At 72.7% G+C, this 19,557-nt stretch carries 18 protein-coding genes; 15 read left to right on the top strand and 3 right to left on the bottom strand.

Annotated elements, in window-relative coordinates:
- Window positions 1-110 precede the first annotated feature (110 nt).
- The 3 genes from pgsA to ACIQUR_RS19980 are packed head-to-tail and all read left to right on the top strand — an operon-like array spanning window position 111 to window position 2,922.
- Window positions 111-860, top strand: coding sequence for a phosphatidylinositol phosphate synthase (gene pgsA / locus ACIQUR_RS19990; RefSeq protein ID WP_403665832.1), 750 nt, complete (start codon window positions 111-113; stop codon window positions 858-860).
- Complete coding sequence (locus ACIQUR_RS19985; RefSeq protein ID WP_403665830.1) at window positions 857-1,765, top strand: phosphatidylinositol mannoside acyltransferase; 909 nt, start codon at window positions 857-859, stop codon at window positions 1,763-1,765. The genes pgsA and ACIQUR_RS19985 overlap by 4 nt, the downstream gene beginning before the upstream one ends.
- A complete protein-coding gene (locus tag ACIQUR_RS19980; protein ID WP_403665828.1) occupies window positions 1,762-2,922 on the top strand; it encodes a glycosyltransferase family 4 protein in 1,161 nt (386 codons plus the stop codon). The genes ACIQUR_RS19985 and ACIQUR_RS19980 overlap by 4 nt, the downstream gene beginning before the upstream one ends.
- 461 nt (window positions 2,923-3,383) lie before the next feature.
- Here ACIQUR_RS19980 and ACIQUR_RS19975 read toward each other — a convergent pair whose 3' ends face one another.
- Complete coding sequence (locus ACIQUR_RS19975; RefSeq protein WP_403665826.1) at window positions 3,384-3,974, bottom strand: hypothetical protein; 591 nt, start codon at window positions 3,972-3,974, stop codon at window positions 3,384-3,386.
- A 568-nt stretch (window positions 3,975-4,542) separates the two neighbouring features.
- On the opposite strand from ACIQUR_RS19975, the gene ACIQUR_RS19970 reads away from it, so the two are divergent.
- From ACIQUR_RS19970 to ACIQUR_RS19915, 12 genes are all read left to right on the top strand, one after another.
- Window positions 4,543-5,088 carry a hypothetical protein gene (locus ACIQUR_RS19970; protein ID WP_403665824.1) on the top strand — a complete coding sequence of 182 codons (546 nt, stop codon included), beginning with the start codon at window positions 4,543-4,545 and terminating at the stop codon, window positions 5,086-5,088.
- Between the two features lie 165 nt (window positions 5,089-5,253).
- The gene (pdxS, locus tag ACIQUR_RS19965; RefSeq protein ID WP_403665822.1) at window positions 5,254-6,171 is read left to right on the top strand and encodes a pyridoxal 5'-phosphate synthase lyase subunit PdxS; all 918 of its coding nucleotides are present in this window, start codon (window positions 5,254-5,256) and stop codon (window positions 6,169-6,171) included.
- A 13-nt stretch (window positions 6,172-6,184) separates the two neighbouring features.
- The gene (gene pdxT / locus ACIQUR_RS19960) at window positions 6,185-6,778 is read left to right on the top strand and encodes a pyridoxal 5'-phosphate synthase glutaminase subunit PdxT (RefSeq protein WP_403665820.1); all 594 of its coding nucleotides are present in this window, start codon (window positions 6,185-6,187) and stop codon (window positions 6,776-6,778) included.
- A 57-nt stretch (window positions 6,779-6,835) separates the two neighbouring features.
- On the top strand, window positions 6,836-7,588 hold the full coding sequence (locus ACIQUR_RS19955; RefSeq protein WP_403665818.1) for a YebC/PmpR family DNA-binding transcriptional regulator: 753 nt from the start codon (window positions 6,836-6,838) through the stop codon (window positions 7,586-7,588).
- A gap of 119 nt (window positions 7,589-7,707) precedes the next feature.
- Complete coding sequence (gene ruvC, locus ACIQUR_RS19950; RefSeq protein ID WP_403665816.1) at window positions 7,708-8,343, top strand: crossover junction endodeoxyribonuclease RuvC; 636 nt, start codon at window positions 7,708-7,710, stop codon at window positions 8,341-8,343.
- Window positions 8,340-8,969: a Holliday junction branch migration protein RuvA gene (gene ruvA / locus ACIQUR_RS19945; RefSeq protein ID WP_403665814.1), complete on the top strand. Its 630-nt coding sequence runs from the start codon at window positions 8,340-8,342 to the stop codon at window positions 8,967-8,969. The genes ruvC and ruvA overlap by 4 nt, the downstream gene beginning before the upstream one ends.
- 317 nt (window positions 8,970-9,286) lie before the next feature.
- Entirely contained in the window at window positions 9,287-10,363 is a 1,077-nt protein-coding gene (gene ruvB, locus ACIQUR_RS19940; RefSeq protein WP_403665812.1) for a Holliday junction branch migration DNA helicase RuvB, read from the top strand.
- Window positions 10,364-10,531: 168 nt separating this feature from the next.
- Entirely contained in the window at window positions 10,532-10,987 is a 456-nt protein-coding gene (gene yajC / locus ACIQUR_RS19935; protein ID WP_403665810.1) for a preprotein translocase subunit YajC, read from the top strand.
- Between the two features lie 149 nt (window positions 10,988-11,136).
- On the top strand, window positions 11,137-12,897 hold the full coding sequence (gene secD, locus ACIQUR_RS19930; protein WP_403665808.1) for a protein translocase subunit SecD: 1,761 nt from the start codon (window positions 11,137-11,139) through the stop codon (window positions 12,895-12,897).
- Window position 12,898: 1 nt separating this feature from the next.
- A complete protein-coding gene (gene secF, locus ACIQUR_RS19925; RefSeq protein WP_403665806.1) occupies window positions 12,899-13,963 on the top strand; it encodes a protein translocase subunit SecF in 1,065 nt (354 codons plus the stop codon).
- Window positions 13,960-14,502 carry an adenine phosphoribosyltransferase gene (locus ACIQUR_RS19920; RefSeq protein WP_403665804.1) on the top strand — a complete coding sequence of 181 codons (543 nt, stop codon included), beginning with the start codon at window positions 13,960-13,962 and terminating at the stop codon, window positions 14,500-14,502. The genes secF and ACIQUR_RS19920 overlap by 4 nt, the downstream gene beginning before the upstream one ends.
- Before the next feature lie 201 nt (window positions 14,503-14,703).
- Window positions 14,704-17,145, top strand: a complete 2,442-nt coding sequence (locus ACIQUR_RS19915; protein WP_403665802.1) for a RelA/SpoT family protein — start codon at window positions 14,704-14,706, stop codon at window positions 17,143-17,145.
- A 114-nt stretch (window positions 17,146-17,259) separates the two neighbouring features.
- Here ACIQUR_RS19915 and ACIQUR_RS19910 read toward each other — a convergent pair whose 3' ends face one another.
- Window positions 17,260-18,489, bottom strand: a complete 1,230-nt coding sequence (locus tag ACIQUR_RS19910) for a DUF349 domain-containing protein (protein WP_403665800.1) — start codon at window positions 18,487-18,489, stop codon at window positions 17,260-17,262.
- Window positions 18,490-18,634: 145 nt separating this feature from the next.
- Window positions 18,635-19,417, bottom strand: a complete 783-nt coding sequence (locus ACIQUR_RS19905) for a peptidylprolyl isomerase (protein ID WP_403665798.1) — start codon at window positions 19,415-19,417, stop codon at window positions 18,635-18,637.
- Window positions 19,418-19,557 lie beyond the last annotated feature (140 nt).

Genomic DNA, 19,557 nt, shown 5'->3' with positions numbered 1-19,557 from the left:
TACCCGACGCGAACCGGTGGGTGCGAGGGGGTGAACACGCCACCCCTGGCTACGATGGGCCAGCCGGTGGCCGCTGTGGCCGCGCGGCCCAGCGACCCTCCGGGAAGGCCATGCTGAACAAGTACGCGCGTGCATTCTTCACGCGTGTCCTCACACCGTTCGCCGCGTTTCTGCTCCGCCGGGGGGTGAGCCCGGACGCGGTGACCCTCATCGGCACCGCCGGTGTGGTGGCGGGTGCGCTGGTCTTCTTCCCCCGGGGCGACTTCTTCTGGGGCACGATCACGATCACCCTGTTCGTCTTCTCCGACCTGGTCGACGGGAACATGGCGCGGCAGGCCGGCGTGTCCAGCCGGTGGGGCGCCTTCCTCGACTCCACCCTGGACCGGGTCGCCGACGCCGCGATCTTCGGCGGTCTGGCCCTCTGGTACGCGGGCGGCGGGCACGACAACGTGCTGTGCGCCGTGGCGATCTTCTGCCTGGCGAGCGGCCAGGTGGTCTCGTACACCAAGGCGCGCGGCGAGTCGATCGGGCTGCCGGTGGCCGTCAACGGCATGGTCGAGCGGGCCGAGCGGCTGGTCATCACGCTGGTGGCGGCCGGTCTCTCCGGCCTCCAGATCTTCGGGGTGCCCGGCTGGATCGGCGTGCTGCTGCCGGTGGCGCTCTGGGTGGTCGCGGTCGGCTCGCTCGTCACGCTGGTACAGCGCGTGGTGACCGTGCGGCGCGAGTCGGCGGAGGCGGACGCGGCGGAGAACGGTGCGCCGGCGGCCGGGGACGGCGGGGTGGCCGGGGACGGCGGCGCCGCGGACGGCTCCCGTACCGCCGGGGACGGCGCCCACCCGGCCGGGGACGGTGCCGCGTGAACCTGCGCGACCGCCTGACGGACGGGCTGTACGGGCTCGGCTGGAGCACCGTGAAGAAGCTGCCGGAGCCCGCGGCCACCGGGCTGGGGCGGCGCATCGCCGACTTCGCCTGGCGGCGGCGCGGCAAGAGCGTGCTGCGGCTGGAGTCGAACCTGGCCCGCGTGGTGCCCGGGGCGGACGCCGAGCGGCTGCGCGAGCTGTCGCGCGCCGGCATGCGCTCGTACATGCGCTACTGGATGGAGTCCTTCCGGCTCCCGGCCTGGGACGCCGAGCGGGTCCGGGAGACCGTCGAGATCAAGGACGAGCACATCCTGCGGGAGGCGCTCGCCTCGGGACGCGGTGTGATCGTCGCCCTGCCGCACCTGGCCAACTGGGACCTCGCGGGCGCCTGGGTCACCACGTACCTCGGGGTGCCCTTCACGACGGTCGCGGAGCGGCTCAAGCCCGAGTCGCTGTTCGACCGGTTCGTCGCCTACCGCGAGAGCCTGGGCATGGAGGTGCTCCCGCACAGCGGAGGCGCCGCCTTCGGCACGCTCGCCCGGCGGCTGCGCTCGGGCGGCCTGATCTGCCTGGTCGCCGACCGGGACCTGTCCGCCTCGGGCGTCGAGGTGGACTTCTTCGGCGCCGCGGCCCGGATGCCCGCGGGCCCCGCCCTGCTGGCGCAGCAGACCGGGGCGGTCCTGCTGCCGGTGACGCTCTGGTACGACGGGCCGGACATGATGCGCGGCCGCATCCACCCGCCGGTCGAGGTGCCCGGGGAGGGCACCCGGCCCGCGAAGTCGGCCGTCATGACGCAGGCGGTGGCCGACGCCTTCGCCTCCGGCATCGGCGAACACCCGGAGGACTGGCACATGCTCCAGCGGCTGTGGCTGGACGACCTCGAACCGCGGGGGGACCGCGCGTGAAGATCGGCATCGTCTGCCCGTACTCCTGGGACGTACCGGGCGGGGTCCAGTTCCACATCCGGGACCTGGCCGAGCACCTGATCCGGCTGGGCCACGAGGTCTCCGTCCTCGCGCCCGCGGACGACGACACCCCGCTGCCGCCGTACGTGGTCTCGGCGGGGCGGGCCGTGCCGGTGCCGTACAACGGCTCCGTGGCGCGGCTGAACTTCGGCTTCCTGTCCGCGGCGCGGGTGCGGAGGTGGCTGCACGACGGCACCTTCGACGTGATCCACATCCACGAGCCGGCCTCGCCCTCGCTCGGGCTGCTGGCCTGCTGGGCGGCGCAGGGGCCGATCGTGGCCACCTTCCACACCTCGAACCCGCGCTCCCGGGCGATGATCGCCGCGTACCCGATCCTCCAGCCCGCGCTGGAGAAGATCAGCGCCCGCATCGCGGTCAGCGAGTACGCGCGGCGCACGCTGGTGGAGCACCTGGGCGGCGACGCGGTGGTCATCCCCAACGGCGTCGACGTCGGCTTCTTCGAGAACGCGGAGCCGAACCCGGAGTGGAGCGGCCGCACCCTGGGCTTCATCGGCCGCATCGACGAGCCGCGCAAGGGGCTGCCGGTGCTGATGGCGGCGTTCCCGGAGATCGCGGCAGCCTGCCCGGACGTACGGCTGCTCGTGGCGGGTCGGGGCGACGAGGAGGAGGCGGTGGCGACGCTTCCGGCCGAGCTCCGCTCGAAGGTCACCTTCCTGGGCATGGTCTCGGACGAGGACAAGGCCCGGCTGCTGCGCAGCGTGGACGTGTACGTGGCGCCCAACACCGGGGGCGAGAGCTTCGGGATCATCCTGGTCGAGGCCCTCTCGGCGGGGGCTCCGGTGCTGGCCTCGGACCTGGACGCGTTCGCGCAGGTGCTGGACCAGGGCGCCGCGGGCGACCTCTTCACGAACGAGGACCCGGCGTCGCTGGCCCGGGGCGCGGTCCGGCTGCTGGAGGACCCGGCCCGGCGCGCGGAGCTGAGCGCGCGGGGCTCGGCGCACGTGAAGCGCTTCGACTGGTCGACGGTGGGGGCGGACATCCTGGCGGTCTACGAAACGGTCACGGACGGCGCGGCCTCGGTCGCCACCGACGAACGCGTCCCGCTCCGCACGCGGTGGGGCCTGACCCGCGACTGAGCCCGCCGGGGTGGGCCCTGGCCCCTCGAAGCGGACCGGGGCTCCCGAGCGCAGACCGGACCCCCTCCTCGGCCCCTGGGGAGTGGGCCCAGGCCTCCTCGAAGTGGGCCCAGGCTTCCGGTAGCGGCCCGGGGTGCCGGGTCGTCCGGAGCGGCCCGACCCGTCGGAGAGGGCCCCGGCAGGCCCGGCACCGCAGCCGAAGCCGGCCCCGGGGCCGGGCGCAGGGGGAGCCGGCTCCGGGGTGCCGAAGCTCCCCTCCCGGCAGCGAAGCCGCGCTGCCGCAGCCGCGTGCGGCTCCGGGGCCGCTGCCCTGCGGGGCGTGCCCTCCCCACCCTGCTGCCGTTCACCGGATCTCCGCCCCGGCCCCCGCTGCCCCAACGCCGCAGGGCTGGAGGGTGGCCCCGTCTTCGGCCGCGGCCCACCGACGCCCCGGCCGGAGGGCCGCTCCGTTCCGGGGGTGGTCAGCCGAAGGTGGCGTAGGAGGCAGGGCGCCCGGAGGGTGCGACGGTGACGTGGGCCGGCGGGCCCTCGGCAGGGTCGAGGCGGATGCGGGACGGGCCCTCCCAGCTCGCCCCGGCGAACCCGTTGTCGGCGGCGTCACCGTTGAACGAGGCCACCGGCCAGCGGCGCACCGCGGGCCAGGTGCCCTGCTCGACGTACACCGTCCAGTGCGGATCGAGGAGACCGAAGTCGCTGTGGACCACGAGCCGGCGGTCCGGCCGGCCCGGGGCGGTGCTGGACGCGACCTCCGCGCCGTCGCCGGTCAGCGCGCCCGCCAGCCCGCCGACCATCAGCCAGCCGGCCGCCAGGGGGATCACGACGAACGCAGCCGCGGCGCGCTCGCCCCGGCGCCGGCCGGCGAACACGGCCCCGGACAGGGCACCGACCACGAGCCAGCCGGTGAGCGTGAGGTGGTGGTACGCGAGGGTCAGGAGCACCAGCGCGCCGGGCCCGTCGGCCCACGCCCCGAGCGCCGTCCACACCACGGCCAGTACGGCCGCTCCCACCAGCGCGCCCGCCAGGCGCCTCCCGTACCGGCCGCCGCTCGGCATGCTTCCCGCCCCCCGCCCCCTCGCCCCGTCACCTCCGCCGACGCTACCCGCAGGCGCGTTCGAACGGTGGTCGTTCGGCCGAAGGCGCCGGGCACGGGCGCGCCACCCCCGGGAAGGGGGCCGGGTGGTCGGCGGGTAGGCCGTGGGCGGGGGGCCGCACGCCGCGTCGTACGGCCGGCCACGCCCGCGACGCTCCGCGCCGTCGGTCCTCGCCCCGGAGGGCAGATGGCCTGGTGGCCCGCGCCCGAGGGGCTGCGAGGCCCTACGGCGCGGGGTCGAGGACGACCGGTACGGGCACGGTGAAGCCAGGGCGGGTAGGCATGGCCGGGGCGGTCGTGCCGCGTGCGCCGGCACCGCGCGCCGGACGCGCGGACGGGGCCGCGGCGGTGGGGTCAAGCGCCGTGGGCCGGCAGCGCGGACGGAGGGCGGGGGCCGGTCCGGCCGGGTGGCCGGCGTCGCGGACGCCGGGTGAGGGCGGTCCGGTCGGGGGTCGTGGGCCGGCACCGGGGGCGGGGCCGGGGTGGTGCCGTGGGCCGCGCCGCGCAGCGGACCGGTAGAGTCGCCGGGCGTGATCGAAACCCTCGTCTGGATCGCCCTGGCGCTCGTCGCCGTCGGGATCTACCTCAGCTGGACCGCCGGACGGCTCGACCGCCTGCACACGCGCATCGACGCCGCCCGCGCCGCACTCGACGCGCAGCTCGTGCGGCGCGCCTCCGTCGCGCTGGAGGTGGCCACCTCGGGGGTGCTCGATCCCGCCGCGTCCATCGTGCTCTACGAGGCCGCGCACGCGGCCCGCCAGGCCGAGGAGGACCACCGCGAGGTCGCCGAGAGCGAGCTCAGCCAGGCCCTGCGGGCCGTCTTCGAGGACCCCGACCAGGTAGAGGCCGTCAAGGAGGCGCCCGGCGGCGAGGAGGCCGCCGGCGAGCTGGCCGCGGCCGTGCGCCGCGTCCCCATGGCCCGGCGGTTCCACAACGACGCCGTCCGCGCCGCCCGCGCCCTGCGCCGCCACCGCAAGGTCCGCTGGTTCCGGCTGGCCGGCCACGCGCCGTTCCCGCTCGCCTTCGAAATGGACGATGAGCCTCCGGTGGCCTTGGCAGACCGCCCCGGCAGCTGACACTGGCCACTCTGGCCATGCAGAAGGATCCACTCGCTCCACATTGGCCCTTGCAGTGGACTGATCGGCCCGGTTTCCTGGCTCAGGTCGGACTTTCCGGCCCACGCCGGGTTTCCTGGCTGCGTAGTACCGCAGTACCCCGTCTCCATCGAGTGAGGTCAATCCGTGAGCACGCTTCCCACCACCCCGCAGTCCGCTGAGTCGGCCATCGGCACCTCCCGCGTCAAGCGCGGCATGGCCGAGCAGCTCAAGGGCGGCGTGATCATGGACGTGGTCAACGCCGAGCAGGCGAAGATCGCCGAGGACGCCGGCGCCGTGGCCGTCATGGCCCTGGAGCGGGTCCCCGCGGACATCCGCAAGGACGGCGGCGTCGCCCGCATGTCGGACCCGAACATGATCGAGGAGATCATCGACGCGGTCTCCATCCCGGTGATGGCCAAGTCCCGCATCGGCCACTTCGTCGAGGCCCAGGTCCTGCAGTCCCTCGGCGTCGACTACATCGACGAGTCCGAGGTCCTCACCCCGGCCGACGAGATCAACCACTCCGACAAGTGGGCCTTCACCACCCCCTTCGTCTGTGGCGCCACCAACCTGGGCGAGGCCCTGCGCCGCATCGCCGAGGGCGCGGCCATGATCCGCTCGAAGGGCGAGGCCGGCACCGGCAACGTCGTCGAGGCCGTCCGCCACCTGCGCCAGATCAAGAACGAGATCGCCCAGCTGCGCGGCTACGACAACAACGAGCTGTACGCCGCCGCCAAGGAGCTGCGCGCCCCGTACGAGCTCGTCAAGGAGGTCGCCGAGCTCGGCAAGCTCCCGGTCGTGCTGTTCTCCGCCGGTGGCGTCGCCACCCCGGCCGACGCCGCCCTGATGCGTCAGCTCGGCGCCGAGGGCGTCTTCGTCGGCTCCGGCATCTTCAAGTCCGGCGACCCGGTCAAGCGCGCCGCCGCCATCGTGAAGGCCACCACCTTCTACGACGACCCGAAGGTCATCGCGGACGCCTCCCGCAACCTGGGCGAGGCCATGGTCGGCATCAACTGCGACACCCTCCCCGAGGCCGAGCGCTACGCCTCCCGCGGCTGGTAAGGCACCCCGGAACATGAACAACCCTCCCATCATCGGCGTCCTGGCCCTCCAGGGCGACGTCCGGGAGCACCTGATCGCCCTGGCCGCGGCGGACGCCGTGGCCAGGCCGGTCCGGCGCCCCGAGGAGCTCGCCGAGGTCGACGCCCTGGTCATCCCCGGCGGCGAGTCCACGACGATGTCCAAGCTCGCCGTCCTCTTCGGCATGCTGGAGCCGCTGCGCGAGCGCGTGCGCGCCGGGATGCCGGTGTACGGCACCTGCGCGGGCATGATCATGCTCGCCGACAAGCTCCTGGACGGCCGTGAGGACCAGGAGACGCTCGGCGGCATCGACATGATCGTCCGCCGCAACGCGTTCGGCCGGCAGAACGAGTCCTTCGAGGCGCAGATCGACTTCGAGGGCATCGGGGGCGGCCCCGTCGAGGGCGTCTTCATCCGCGCGCCCTGGGTGGAGTCGGTCGGCGCGTCCGCCGAGGTGCTCGCGACGTACGACGGCCACACGGTGGCCGTGCGCCAGGGCAACGTGCTGGCGACCTCGTTCCACCCGGAGCTCACCGGCGACGACCGCGTCCACGCGTATTTCGTCGACATGGTGCGCGCAAGCGCCTGACGCGGCCCCGGTAGGATCTGAGGCGAACACTGTTGGTTACGCGAAGGAGACAGGCGGATGTCCGGCCACTCTAAATGGGCTACGACGAAGCACAAGAAGGCCGTGATCGATGCCAAGCGCGGCAAGCTCTTCGCGAAGCTGATCAAGAACATCGAGGTCGCGGCCCGCACCGGCGGTGCCGACCCGGACGGCAACCCGACCCTCTTCGACGCCATCCAGAAGGCCAAGAAGAGCTCGGTGCCCAACAAGAACATCGACTCCGCGGTCAAGCGCGGCGGTGGTCTCGAGGCGGGTGGCGTCGACTACGCCACGATCATGTACGAGGGCTACGGCCCGAACGGCGTCGCGGTGCTCATCGAGTGCCTCACCGACAACCGCAACCGTGCCGCGTCCGACGTGCGCGTCGCCATGACCCGCAACGGCGGCTCCATGGCCGACCCGGGCTCGGTCTCGTACCTGTTCAACCGCAAGGGCGTCGTCGTGCTGCCCAAGGGCGAGCTGACCGAGGACGACGTCCTGGAGCACGTGCTCGAAGCGGGTGCCGAGGAGGTCAACGACCTCGGTGAGCAGTTCGAGGTCATCAGCGAGGCCACCGACCTGGTCGCGGTCCGCACCGCGCTCCAGGAGGCGGGCATCGACTACGACTCGGCCGAGTCCAGCTTCGTCCCGACCATGCAGGTCGAGCTGGACGAGGAGGGCGCGCGCAAGATGTTCAAGCTGATCGACGCGCTGGAGGACAGCGACGACGTGCAGAACGTCTTCGCCAACTTCGACGTCAGCGACGAGGTCATGGCGGCGGTCGACGCCTGATCGGCAGCGGCTCCGGCGGGCCGGTGGGGGACACACCCCCGCCGGCCCGCCGCCGTTTGGGCGGCGCTGTCGGTGGCACCCGGTAGCCTGCTCGAACTGGCGACCACAGGGAGGGTGACGTGCGTGTGCTCGGGGTGGACCCGGGGCTGACCCGGTGTGGCGTGGGGGTCGTCGAGGGAACCGCCGGCCGGCCCCTGACCATGCTCGGCGTGGGCGTGGTCCGCACGCCCGCCGACGCGGACACCCCGGTCCGGCTGGTCGGGATCGAGGAGGGCATGGAGGCCTGGCTCGACGAGTACCGGCCCGAACTCGTCGCCGTGGAGCGGGTGTTCAGCCAGCACAACGTCCGTACGGTGATGGGCACCGCCCAGGCCAGCGCGGTCGCCATGCTCTGCGCGGCCCGCCGCGGCATCCCGGTCGCCCTGCACACCCCCAGCGAGGTCAAGGCCGCCGTCACCGGCAGCGGCCGGGCGGACAAGGCCCAGGTCGGCGCGATGGTCACCCGGCTGCTCCGGCTCGACGCCCCGCCCAAGCCGGCCGACGCCGCCGACGCACTGGCCCTCGCCATCTGCCACATCTGGCGCGCCCCCGCGCAGAACCGCCTCCAGCAGGCGGCCGCCGCGCACGCCGCGGGCCGGCGCGGCACGGCGGCGTCCGCCGAGGCCCTCCTGGCCGCCCGCCGGTCCGCCGTCCGCACCCCCGCCGCCGTCCGCACCCCGTCCGCCGTCCGCAGCCCGAAAGGCCCCACCGCATGATCGCCTTCGTCACCGGCCCCGTCGCCGCGCTGGCCCCGACCACGGCCGTGATCGAGGTCGGCGGCGTGGGCATGGCCGTCCAGTGCACCCCCACCACGATCGCCGGCCTCCGGACCGGCGAGCAGGCGCGCCTGGCCACCTCGCTGGTGGTGCGCGAGGACTCCCTCACCCTGTACGGCTTCGCGGACGACGACGAGCGGCAGGTCTTCGAGCTCCTCCAGACCGCCAGCGGCGTCGGACCACGCCTCGCCCAGGCCATGCTCGGGGTGCACAGCCCCGACGCGCTGCGGACGGCGTTCGCCACCGGGGACGAGAAGGCCCTCACGGCGGTGCCGGGGATCGGCAAGAAGGGCGCCCAGAAGCTGCTGCTGGAGCTGAAGGACAAGCTGGGCGCGCCGCTGGGCTCCTCCGGTCTGGTCGGTGCCCAGCGGGTGGCCGCCGGGCCGGCGCCCTGGTCGGAGCAGCTGGCTGCCGCCCTGATCGGCCTCGGGTACGCGTCCCGGGAGGCCGACGCCGCCGTCGAGGCGGTGGCTCCGCAGGCCGAAGCCGCCCTCGCCGCCGGTGGCAGCGCCCCGGTCCCGCAGCTCCTCCGGGCCGCGCTCCAGACCCTCAGCCGCACCCGCTAGCCGCCGGCCGCTGCGCGGGGCCGCTTCCCCACCCCGCCCCTTCCCGAACCGGGGCTCCGCACCGGACCCCGCGCCTCGAACGCCGGCGAGGCTGCAACTGGCCCGAGGGGCATATCCAGCCCCTCCGGCCTTTGAGGAGCTGGGGGTCCCCCCAGCGGTAGCTGGGGGAGGGTGCGGGGGCGGAGCCCCGGGGAACGGACGAGGGGCGGGTAGGGGACTCGCCCCGCAGGGCAACGAACCGCACCCGGCACGGGACCCGCACCCGGCACGGGACCCGCACCGTACGACCACCGCACGACACCGAAAAGGCAGACACCGTGAACTGGGACGAGGACGACGACACCGGCACCGCCGCCGAGCGACTGGTCGGCGCCGCCGCAGACGGCGAGGACAGCGCCGTCGAGGCCGCGCTGCGCCCCAAGGACCTCGACGAGTTCGTCGGCCAGGAGAAGGTCCGCCAGCAGCTCGACCTCGTCCTCAAGGCCGCCCGCCAGCGCGGCGCCACCGCCGACCACGTCCTGCTCTCCGGCGCCCCCGGCCTCGGCAAGACCACCCTCTCGATGATCATCGCGGCCGAGATGGGCGCCCCGATCCGGATCACCTCCGGCCCCGCCATCCAGCACGCCGGCGACCTGGCGGCCATCCTGTCCTCCCTCCAGGAGGGCGAGGTGCTCTTCCTCGACGAGATCCACCGGATGTCCCGGCCCGCCGAGGAGATGCTCTACATGGCGATGGAGGACTTCCGCGTCGACGTGATCGTCGGCAAGGGCCCCGGCGCCACCGCCATCCCGCTGGAGCTCCCGCCCTTCACCCTGGTCGGCGCCACCACCCGGGCCGGCCTGCTGCCCCCGCCCCTGCGCGACCGCTTCGGCTTCACCGGCCACATGGAGTTCTACGCCCCCGAGGAGCTGCAGCGCGTCGTCCACCGCTCCGCCCGCCTGCTCGACGTGGAGATCGACGCCGACGGGGCCGCCGAGATCGCCGGCCGGTCCCGCGGCACCCCCCGCATCGCCAACCGCCTGCTGCGCCGCGTCCGCGACTACGCCCAGGTCAAGGCCGACGGCGTGATCACCCGCGAGATCGCCGCCGCGGCCCTCGGCGTGTACGAGGTGGACGCGCGTGGCCTGGACCGCCTGGACCGCGCCGTGCTGGAGGCGTTGCTGAAGCTCTTCGGCGGCGGCCCGGTGGGCCTGTCCACCCTGGCCGTGGCGGTGGGGGAGGAGCGCGAGACCGTCGAGGAGGTGGCCGAACCCTTCCTGGTCCGGGAGGGACTGCTGGCCCGCACCCCGCGCGGCCGGGTGGCCACCCCCGCGGCCTGGGCCCACCTGGGCCTCGTACCGCCCCGGCAGGCCGGAAGTGGATCAAGCGGACAACAGGGCCTGTTCGGGGCGTGACGGCGCGGAGGGTCGCCTGGTCAGGAACCCGGGTGCCATGCTGGGCGTTGTTCCATCGGTGCGGACTCGCCTAGACTCCGCCGATGCCGACCGTCCGAGGTCGGTGTGCCCACCCCCGTAGAAAATGGCCGCCTCTCCTGCGCGGTCGTGCGAAGGAAACTCCGTCCCGTGAACAATCTCGTGACCTTCCTCCCGTTCATCGTGCTCATCGGGGCCATGTTCCTGATGACCCGCTCCGCCAAGAAGAAGCAGGCGCAGGCGGCATCGATGCGCGACCAGATGACGCCCGGCACCGGTGTGCGCACGATCGGCGGCATGTACGCCACGGTGAAGGAAGTCGGCGACGACACCGTCACCCTCGAGGTCGCCCCCGGCGTCCACGCGGTCTACGCGAAGAACGCCATCGGCGCCGTCCTCGAGGATGCGGAGTACAACCGCATCGTGCACGGCACCGGCGATGATCTGACCATCGACACGCCGGTCGTCCCGGACGACGCGTCCTCCCTCACCGAGGCCGCGGACAAGGCGGACGACACCAAGATCGACCTCGGCAAGTCCGAGGCCGACGGGGACACCCCGGGCACCAAGGACGGCAAGACGGACGGCGAGGCCGACGCGAAGTAAGCCGGCCGACGGGGACCGCGCGGCGCTCACCGGCGCCCGGCGCGGTCCCGGTCAGTGCTCACTTCTGCGGGGGGCAGGCCCCCACAACACTTTCGTGGCCGCCTGAGCGCACACCCGGCGCGGGCGGTTGGACAGGGAGATACGACAAGGTGGCAGCACCGAAGAAGGGCCGACGGCCCACGGGGGCTCAGGGCAGGCCGGGGCGTGCCCTGGCGGTGATCCTGATCGCGATGGTGGCGCTCACCGCGGGGATGTTCATCTCCAAGCAGACGACGCCCCGCCTGGGCATCGACCTGGCGGGTGGCACGACCATCACGCTCAAGGCCAAGAGCGAGCCCGGCAAGCCGAACGCGGTCAACGAGACCAACATGAACACCGCGGTCGGCATCATCGAGCGCCGTGTCAACGGTCTCGGCGTCTCCGAGGCCGAGGTCCAGACCCAGGGCCGCGATCACATCATCGTGAACATCCCCAAGGGGACGAACGAGAAGCAGGCCCGCGAGCAGGTGGGCACCACCGCCCAGCTGTACTTCCGCCCGGTCATGGCGTACGCGCCGGGTGCCCCGGCGGCCCCCGAGCCGACCCCGTCGGCCAGCCCGTCCGGCAAGCCGAAGGCCGAGGGCGGCAAGAGCACCGCCAGCCCGACCCCGAAGGCGAGCGCGAGCTCCCAGGGCCGCGCGGTGCCGGAGGCCCTGAAGGCCCCGAGCCCCACGCCGACGCCGGACGCCTCGAAGAAGGCCGACGACAAGAAGGCCACCCCGGCCCCGACGCCGACCCCGGACGCCGCCACCGGTGACCTCCAGAAGCAGTTCGCCGCACTGGACTGCACCAAGGAGGCCGTGCGGGCCAACGCCGGCAAGAACGCCAAGCCCACCGAGCCCACCGTCGCCTGTGGCCTGAACAACGCCGGCCAGTGGTCCAAGTGGCTCCTCGGCCCCGTCGAGGTCGACGGCCAGGACGTCTCCGACGCCAAGGGTGTCCTCGACCCGCAGCGCGCGATGTGGATCGTCCAGCTGAAGTTCACGGACAAGGGCGCCGACAAGTTCGCCAAGACCACCGGCGCGCTGGCGGCCAAGCAGTCCCCGCAGAACCAGTTCGCCATCGTGCTCGACGGCGAGGTCATCTCCGACCCGTCCGTCAGCACCGCGATCACCGGCGGCAACGCCGAGATCTCCGGCGGCTTCACCCAGCAGTCCGCCCAGGACCTGGGCAACATGCTCTCCTACGGCGCCCTGCCGCTGTCCTTCCAGGAGGACAGCGTCACCACCGTCACCGCCGCGCTCGGCGGCGAGCAGCTGAAGGCCGGCCTCATCGCCGGCGCCATCGGCCTCGCCCTCGTCGTGATCTACCTCGTGGCGTACTACCGGGGCCTGGCGTTCATCGCCATCATCAGCCTCCTGGTCTCCGCGATCCTCACGTACACGATCATGGCGCTGCTCGGCAAGGGCATCGGGTTCGCCCTGAACCTGCCCGCCGTCTGCGGTGCGATCGTCGCCATCGGCATCACCGCGGACTCGTTCATCGTGTACTTCGAGCGGATCCGCGACGAGGTCCGCGAGGGCCGCACCCTGCGCCCGGCCGTCGAGCGCGCCTGGCCGCGTGCCCGGCGCACCATCCTGGTCTCCGACTTCGTGTCGTTCCTGGCGGCGGCCGTGCTGTTCATCGTCACCGTCGGCAAGGTGCAGGGCTTCGCGTTCACGCTGGGCCTGACCACCCTCCTCGACGTGGTCGTGGTCTTCCTCTTCACCAAGCCGATCATGACGCTGCTGGCGCGCACGAAGTTCTTCGCCGACGGCCACCCGTGGTCGGGTCTGGACCCGAAGCGCCTCGGCGCCAAGCCGCCGCTGCGCCGCTCCCGCCGTGCCACCGCCCCTGCCGCTGGCAGCCCCGTCGAACCGAAGGAGGCCTGAGATGTCGAAGCTCGGTAACCTCGGCGCCCGGCTGTACCGAGGCGAGGTCGGCTACGACTTCGTCGGCAAGCGGATGATCTGGTACGCCGTCTCGATCCTGATCACCATCACGGCGATCGTGGCGCTGGCCGTCCAGGGCCTCAACATGGGCATCGAGTTCAAGGGCGGTGCCGTCTTCACCACCCCGAAGACCACCGTGTCGGTGGAGAAGGCCCAGGAGGACGCGGAGACGGCCTCCGGCCACGACGCGATCGTCCAGGAGCTCGGCACCGGCGGTCTGCGCATCCAGATCTCCGGTCTGGACACCGACCAGGCCAACGACGTGAAGACGAAGCTCGCCGCCGACCTCGGGGTCAAGGAGGCGGACATCAACGCCGACCTCGTCGGCCCCAGCTGGGGTGAGCAGATCGCCAACAAGGCGTGGACCGGCCTCGCCGTCTTCATGATCCTCGTGGTGATCTACCTGGCCATCGCCTTCGAGTGGCGGATGGCCGTGGCCGCGCTGATCGCGCTCATCCACGACCTCACCATCACCGTCGGCATCTACGCGCTGGTCGGCTTCGAGGTCACCCCGGGCACGGTCATCGGTCTGCTGACGATCCTCGGTTACTCCCTCTACGACACCGTCGTCGTCTTCGACGGTCTGAAGGAAGCCTCCAAGGACATCACCAAGCAGACCCGCTACACCTACAGCGAGGTCGCCAACCGCAGCCTCAACGGCACGCTGGTCCGCTCGATCAACACCACCGTCGTGGCGCTGCTGCCCGTCGCCGGCCTGCTGTTCATCGGCGGCGGCGTGCTGGGTGCCGGCATGCTCAACGACATCTCGCTGTCGCTGTTCGTCGGCCTCGCGGCCGGCGCGTACTCCTCGATCTTCATCGCCACCCCGCTGGTCGCCGACCTCAAGGAGCGCGACCCGGCGATGAAGGCCCTCCGCAAGCGCGTGCTCGCCAAGCGGGCCGCGGCCGCCGCGAAGGGCGATACCCCGGACGACGCCGACGACGCGGGCGCCGAGGTCGTGGGCCAGGGCGGCCGTACCGCGCGGGCGACGGGACACCGCCGGTGACCGCGGCCGTACGCGAGCTGCTGCTCAGCCGGATCAAGGACGTACCGGACTACCCCAAGCCGGGCGTGGTGTTCAAGGACATCACCCCGCTGCTGGCGGACCCGGAGGCGTTCGGCGCCCTCACCGAGGCCCTCGCCGAGCTGTGCGTACGGCACGGCGCGACGAAGATCGTCGGTCTGGAGGCGCGCGGGTTCATCCTCGCCGCCCCGGTGGCGGTCCGGTCGCGGATCGGCTTCGTGCCGGTCCGCAAGGCCGGCAAGCTGCCCGGCGCGACCCTCCGGCAGGCGTACGAGCTCGAGTACGGCACCGCGGAGATCGAGGTGCACGCCGAGGACCTGGCTCCGGGTGACCGGGTCATGGTCATCGACGACGTGCTGGCCACCGGCGGCACCGCCGAGGCCTCGCTGGAGCTGATCCGGCGGGCCGGTGCCGACGTCGCGGGCGTCGCGGTGCTGATGGAGCTCAGCTTCCTCGCCGGCCGCGCGCGCCTGGAGGACAGCCTGGGCGGGGCCCCGCTGGAGGCCCTGATCGTGGTCTGACGACCGCACTCTCCCGCGGAGCGGCGGGCACCGGACACGTCCGGTGCCCGCCGCTCCCGTGTGAGCGGGGGCCCCCGGGGCTGTCCGCCAGGCGGCCGCGGGGAACGGGCCGGGCCACGGGTCGCTACCATGGGTTTTCCGGACCTGACCGGGGCCCCGGAACCTCCCCCGGACTCCGGGGGGACCCCCAGAGGAGCGCTCTTGCCAGACGAGGTCCAGCCACTCTCCGCCGCGCAGCCCGACAAGCAGGCAGACCCGGCCACGGCGCCCGCCGCCACGCCCCCCGCGGCACCCAAGCCCGTACCGCCGGTTCCGCCCCGGCCGCTGCCGGCCAAGCCCGGCGGTTCGTCCAACCGCGTGCGGGCCCGACTCGCCCGGCTGGGCGTCCAGCGCTCCAACCCGTACAACCCGGTCCTGGAGCCGCTGCTGCGCATCGTCCGCAGCAACGACCCGAAGATCGAGACGGCGACGCTCCGCCAGATCGAGAAGGCCTACCAGGTCGCCGAGCGCTGGCACCGCGGCCAGAAGCGCAAGAGCGGCGACCCGTACATCACGCACCCGCTCGCGGTGACGACGATCCTCGCCGAGCTGGGCATGGACCCGGCCACGCTGATGGCGGGCCTGCTGCACGACACCGTCGAGGACACCGAGTACGGGCTCGACCAGCTCCGCCGCGACTTCGGCGACGCCGTCGCCCTGCTCGTCGACGGCGTCACCAAGCTGGACAAGGTCAAGTTCGGCGAGGCCGCGCAGGCCGAGACGGTCCGCAAGATGGTCGTCGCCATGGCGAAGGACCCGCGCGTCCTGGTCATCAAGCTCGCGGACCGCCTGCACAACATGCGCACCATGCGCTACCTCAAGCGGGAGAAGCAGGAGAAGAAGGCCCGCGAGACCCTCGAGATCTACGCGCCCCTGGCCCACCGCCTGGGCATGAACACGATCAAGTGGGAGCTGGAGGACCTCGCCTTCGCGATCCTCTACCCCAAGATGTACGACGAGATCGTCCGCCTGGTCGCCGAGCGCGCCCCCAAGCGGGACGAGTACCTCGCCGTCGTCACCGACGAGGTCCAGGCCGACCTGCGGGCCGCCCGGATCAAGGCGACCGTCACCGGCCGCCCGAAGCACTACTACAGCGTCTACCAGAAGATGATCGTGCGGGGCCGCGACTTCGCCGAGATCTACGACCTGGTGGGCATCCGCGTCCTCGTCGACACCGTCCGCGATTGCTACGCGGCGCTGGGCACCGTCCACGCCCGCTGGAACCCGGTTCCGGGGCGGTTCAAGGACTACATCGCGATGCCCAAGTTCAACATGTACCAGTCGCTCCACACGACGGTCATCGGGCCCAACGGCAAGCCGGTCGAGCTGCAGATCCGCACCTTCGACATGCACCGCCGCGCCGAGTACGGCATCGCCGCGCACTGGAAGTACAAGCAGCAGACCGTCGCCGGCGCCTCCAAGATCCGCACCGACGTCCCGCAGGCCGCCAAGGGCAGCGCCGGCCAGGACACGGTCAACGACATGGCCTGGCTGCGCCAGCTGCTGGACTGGCAGAAGGAGACCGAGGACCCGGGCGAGTTCCTCGACTCGCTGCGCTTCGACCTCTCCCGCAACGAGGTCTTCGTCTTCACGCCGAAGGGCGACGTCATAGCGCTCCCGGCCGGGGCCACCCCGGTCGACTTCGCCTTCGCCGTGCACACCGAGGTCGGCTACCGGACCATAGGGGCCCGGGTCAACGGGCGCCTGGTCCCGCTGGAGTCCACCCTGGACAACGGCGACCTCGTGGAGGTCTTCACCTCCAAGGCCGAGGGCGCCGGGCCGTCCCGCGACTGGCTGACCTTCGTCAAGTCGCCCCGCGCCCGCAACAAGATCCGAGCCTGGTTCTCCAAGGAGCGCCGCGACGAGGCGATCGAGCAGGGCAAGGACGCCATCGCGCGCGCCATGCGCAAGCAGAACCTGCCGATCCAGCGGATCCTCACCGGCGACTCGCTGGTGACCCTGGCCCACGAGATGCGCTACCCCGACATCTCCTCGCTGTACGCGGCGATCGGCGAGGGACACGTGTCGGCGCAGGCCGTCGTCTCCAAGCTCGTCCAGGCGATGGGCGGCGAGGAGGCCGCGAACGAGGACATCGAGGAGAGCGTCCCGCCGTCGCGCGGCCGCTCCAAGCGGCGCGCGAACGCCGACCCCGGTGTCGTGGTCAAGGGCGTCGAGGACGTGTGGGTCAAGCTGGCCCGCTGCTGCACGCCGGTGCCGGGCGACCCGATCATCGGCTTCGTCACGCGCGGCAGTGGCGTATCGGTTCACCGCGCCGACTGCGTGAACGTCGACTCGCTCTCGCAGCAGCCCGAGCGGATCCTGGAGGTCGAGTGGGCGCCCACCCAGTCCTCCGTCTTCCTGGTCGCCATCCAGGTCGAGGCGCTGGACCGGTCCCGGCTCCTGTCGGACGTCACGCGGGTCCTCTCCGACCAGCACGTCAACATCCTGTCGGCGGCCGTGCAGACCTCCCGCGACCGGGTGGCCACCTCGCGGTTCACCTTCGAGATGGGCGACCCGAAGCACCTGGGCCACGTACTGAAGGCCGTACGCGGCGTGGAGGGCGTCTACGACGTCTACCGGGTCACCTCGGCCCGCAGACCCTAGCCCGCCCGCGGCCGGCGCCCCGCACGGGCGCCGCCGCCCGGACGACACGAGAGGGGCCCCGTACCGCGGTACGGGGCCCCTCTCGTCACTCGGGACGGCGTCCCGGCGGCCCGGTCAGCCGCCGAACTCCTCCAGGCCCTTCAGCGCCTGGTCGAGGAGGGCCTGGCGGCCCTCCAGCTCACGCTGGAGCTTGTCGGCCTTGGCGGTGTTGCCCGCCGCGCGGGCCGCCTCGGCCTGCTCGCGCAGCTTGTCGACGGCCGCCTGCAGCTGACCGGTCAGACCCGCGGCACGCGCACGCGCCTCCGGGTTCGTCCGGCGCCACTCGGCCTCCTCCGACTCCTGGATGGCCCGCTCGACGGCGTGCATGCGGCCCTCGACCTTGGGACGGGCGTCCCGCGGCACGTGGCCGATGGCCTCCCAGCGCTCGTTGATGGACCGGAACGCGGCACGCGCGGCCTTCAGGTCCGTCACCGGCAGGAGCTTCTCGGCCTCGTCGGCCAGCTCCTCCTTGAGCTTCAGGTTCTCCGCCTGCTCGGCGTCGCGCTCGGCGAACACCTCGCTGCGCGCCGCGAAGAAGATGTCCTGCGCCCCGCGGAAGCGGTTCCACAGGTCGTCCTCGGCCTCGCGCTGCGCCCGGCCGGCCGCCTTCCAGTCCGCCATCAGCTCGCGGTAGCGGGCGGCCGTCGGGCCCCAGTCGGTGGAGCCGGAGAGCGACTCGGCCTCGACGACCAGCCGCTCCTTGATCTTGCGGGCGTCCTCGCGCTGGGCGTCCAGGGACGCGAAGTGCGCCTTGCGCCGCTTGGAGAACGCCGAGCGGGCGTGCGAGAAGCGGTGCCACAGCTCGTCGTCCGACTTGCGGTCGAGGCGGGGCAGCCCCTTCCACGTGTCCACCAGGGCGCGCAGCCGCTCGCCCGCGGAGCGCCACTGGTCGCTCTGCGCCAGCTCCTCGGCCTCGGCGACCAGCGCCTCCTTGGCGTGCTTGGCCTCGTCGGTCTGCTTGGCCTTCTGGGCCTTGCGCTCCTCGCGGCGCGACTCGACCGTCTCGACCAGCTTGTCGAGCCGGACGCGCAGCGCGTCGAGGTCGCCGACCGCGTGGTGCTCCTCGACCTGCTGGCGCAGGTGGTCGATCGCCGTCGTCGCGTCCTTGGCGGACAGGTCGGTGGTCCGCACCCGTCGTTCGAGGAGGCCGATCTCGACCACCAGGCCCTCGTACTTGCGCTCGAAGTAGGCCAGGGCCTCCTCAGGGGTGCCCGCCTGCCAGGAGCCGACGACCTGCTCGCCATCGGCAGTACGCACGTACACGGTGCCCGTCTCGTCGACGCGGCCCCACGGGTCGCTGCTCACAGCGCCTCCTCCACCTGATGCCGGGGGTCAGGCCCCCTGGCATCGTCCACAGTTTCCTGGGGCGGGCAGCGCCCGCCCTGCACAACGCCAATCTAGGCGACCGCCGGGCCGCCTGTCCGCATCCGGCGACACGGAATCTCGGCCGTCAGCCCTTGGTGACCGTCGCCTTTTCGATGGTCACTCCCTTTTGCGGCGCTCCGTCCGTCGCACCGCCCGCGACACCGGCCTTCGCGACCTCCTCCACGGCCTTCAGACCGGCCGCGTCGAGCTTGCCGAACGGCGTGTACGTCGGGGGCAGCTTGCTGTCCTTGTAGACCAGGAAGAACTGGCTGCCGCCCGAGCCGGGCTGGCCGGTGTTGGCCATGGCCACGGTGCCGGCCGGGTACGTGACCGTGCCGTCCGCGCCCGCCTTGCCCAGGCCGTCCAGGTTCTCGTCCGGGATCGTGTAGCCCGGGCCGCCGCTGCCGGTGCCCTGCGGGTCGCCGCACTGGAGGACGAAGATGCCGCCCGTGGTCAGCCGGTGGCACTTCGTCCCGTCGAAGTAGGCGGCGTCGGCCAGCGACTTGAACGAGTTCACGGTGCGCGGGGTCTTGGCCGCGTCCATCGTGATGGCGAGGTCGCCCTGGTTCGTCTTGAGGGCGAAGGTGTACTTCGCCTTCCGGTCGACCGCCATCGCCGGCTCCTTCTTCGCCTCCTGCGTGGCCGAGGGCGTGGCGGTCGGGCTCGGCTGGGCCTCGGGCGTGGCGTCGTCCTCCGAGGAGAACGCGCCGGACGCCACGGTCGCCACGACCGCCGCGATCACCACCGCCACCGCGGAGCCGATCACCGCGCCCTTGCGGCGCGCCTTGCGCTGGGCCTCCACCCGGCGCTGCTGCTGCCGCTCGAACTTCTCCCTGGCGTTCTTCCGCCGCTGCTCACTGGTGACCACCGGGTCGTCTCCTTGTGCTCTCACGTGCTGCTGTCCGGGCTGGGTCAGGCCGTACCGTATATGGGTTCGCTGTGTGCTGAGCAGCGCCGGTAGGCTCTGATCTGCCGCAATCCGCCGGCCGCTGTGCCGGCCCGATGACG

This window comes from Streptomyces sp. NPDC101132, from assembly GCF_044759225.1.
In the GTDB taxonomy this organism is placed as follows: domain Bacteria; phylum Actinomycetota; class Actinomycetes; order Streptomycetales; family Streptomycetaceae; genus Streptomyces.
Note: the sequence above shows the minus strand (reverse complement) of the source record. Positions and strands in the feature narration are given on the sequence as shown.

Coding starts and splice junctions, on each gene's coding strand:
- pgsA (WP_403665832.1), top strand. CDS start 111: ATGCTGAACAAGTACGCGCGTGCATTCTTCACGCGTGTCCTCACACCG.
- ACIQUR_RS19975 (WP_403665826.1), bottom strand. CDS start 3,974: ATGCCGAGCGGCGGCCGGTACGGGAGGCGCCTGGCGGGCGCGCTGGTG.
- pdxT (WP_403665820.1), top strand. CDS start 6,185: ATGAACAACCCTCCCATCATCGGCGTCCTGGCCCTCCAGGGCGACGTC.
- ACIQUR_RS19955 (WP_403665818.1), top strand. CDS start 6,836: ATGTCCGGCCACTCTAAATGGGCTACGACGAAGCACAAGAAGGCCGTG.
- ruvA (WP_403665814.1), top strand. CDS start 8,340: ATGATCGCCTTCGTCACCGGCCCCGTCGCCGCGCTGGCCCCGACCACG.
- secF (WP_403665806.1), top strand. CDS start 12,899: ATGTCGAAGCTCGGTAACCTCGGCGCCCGGCTGTACCGAGGCGAGGTC.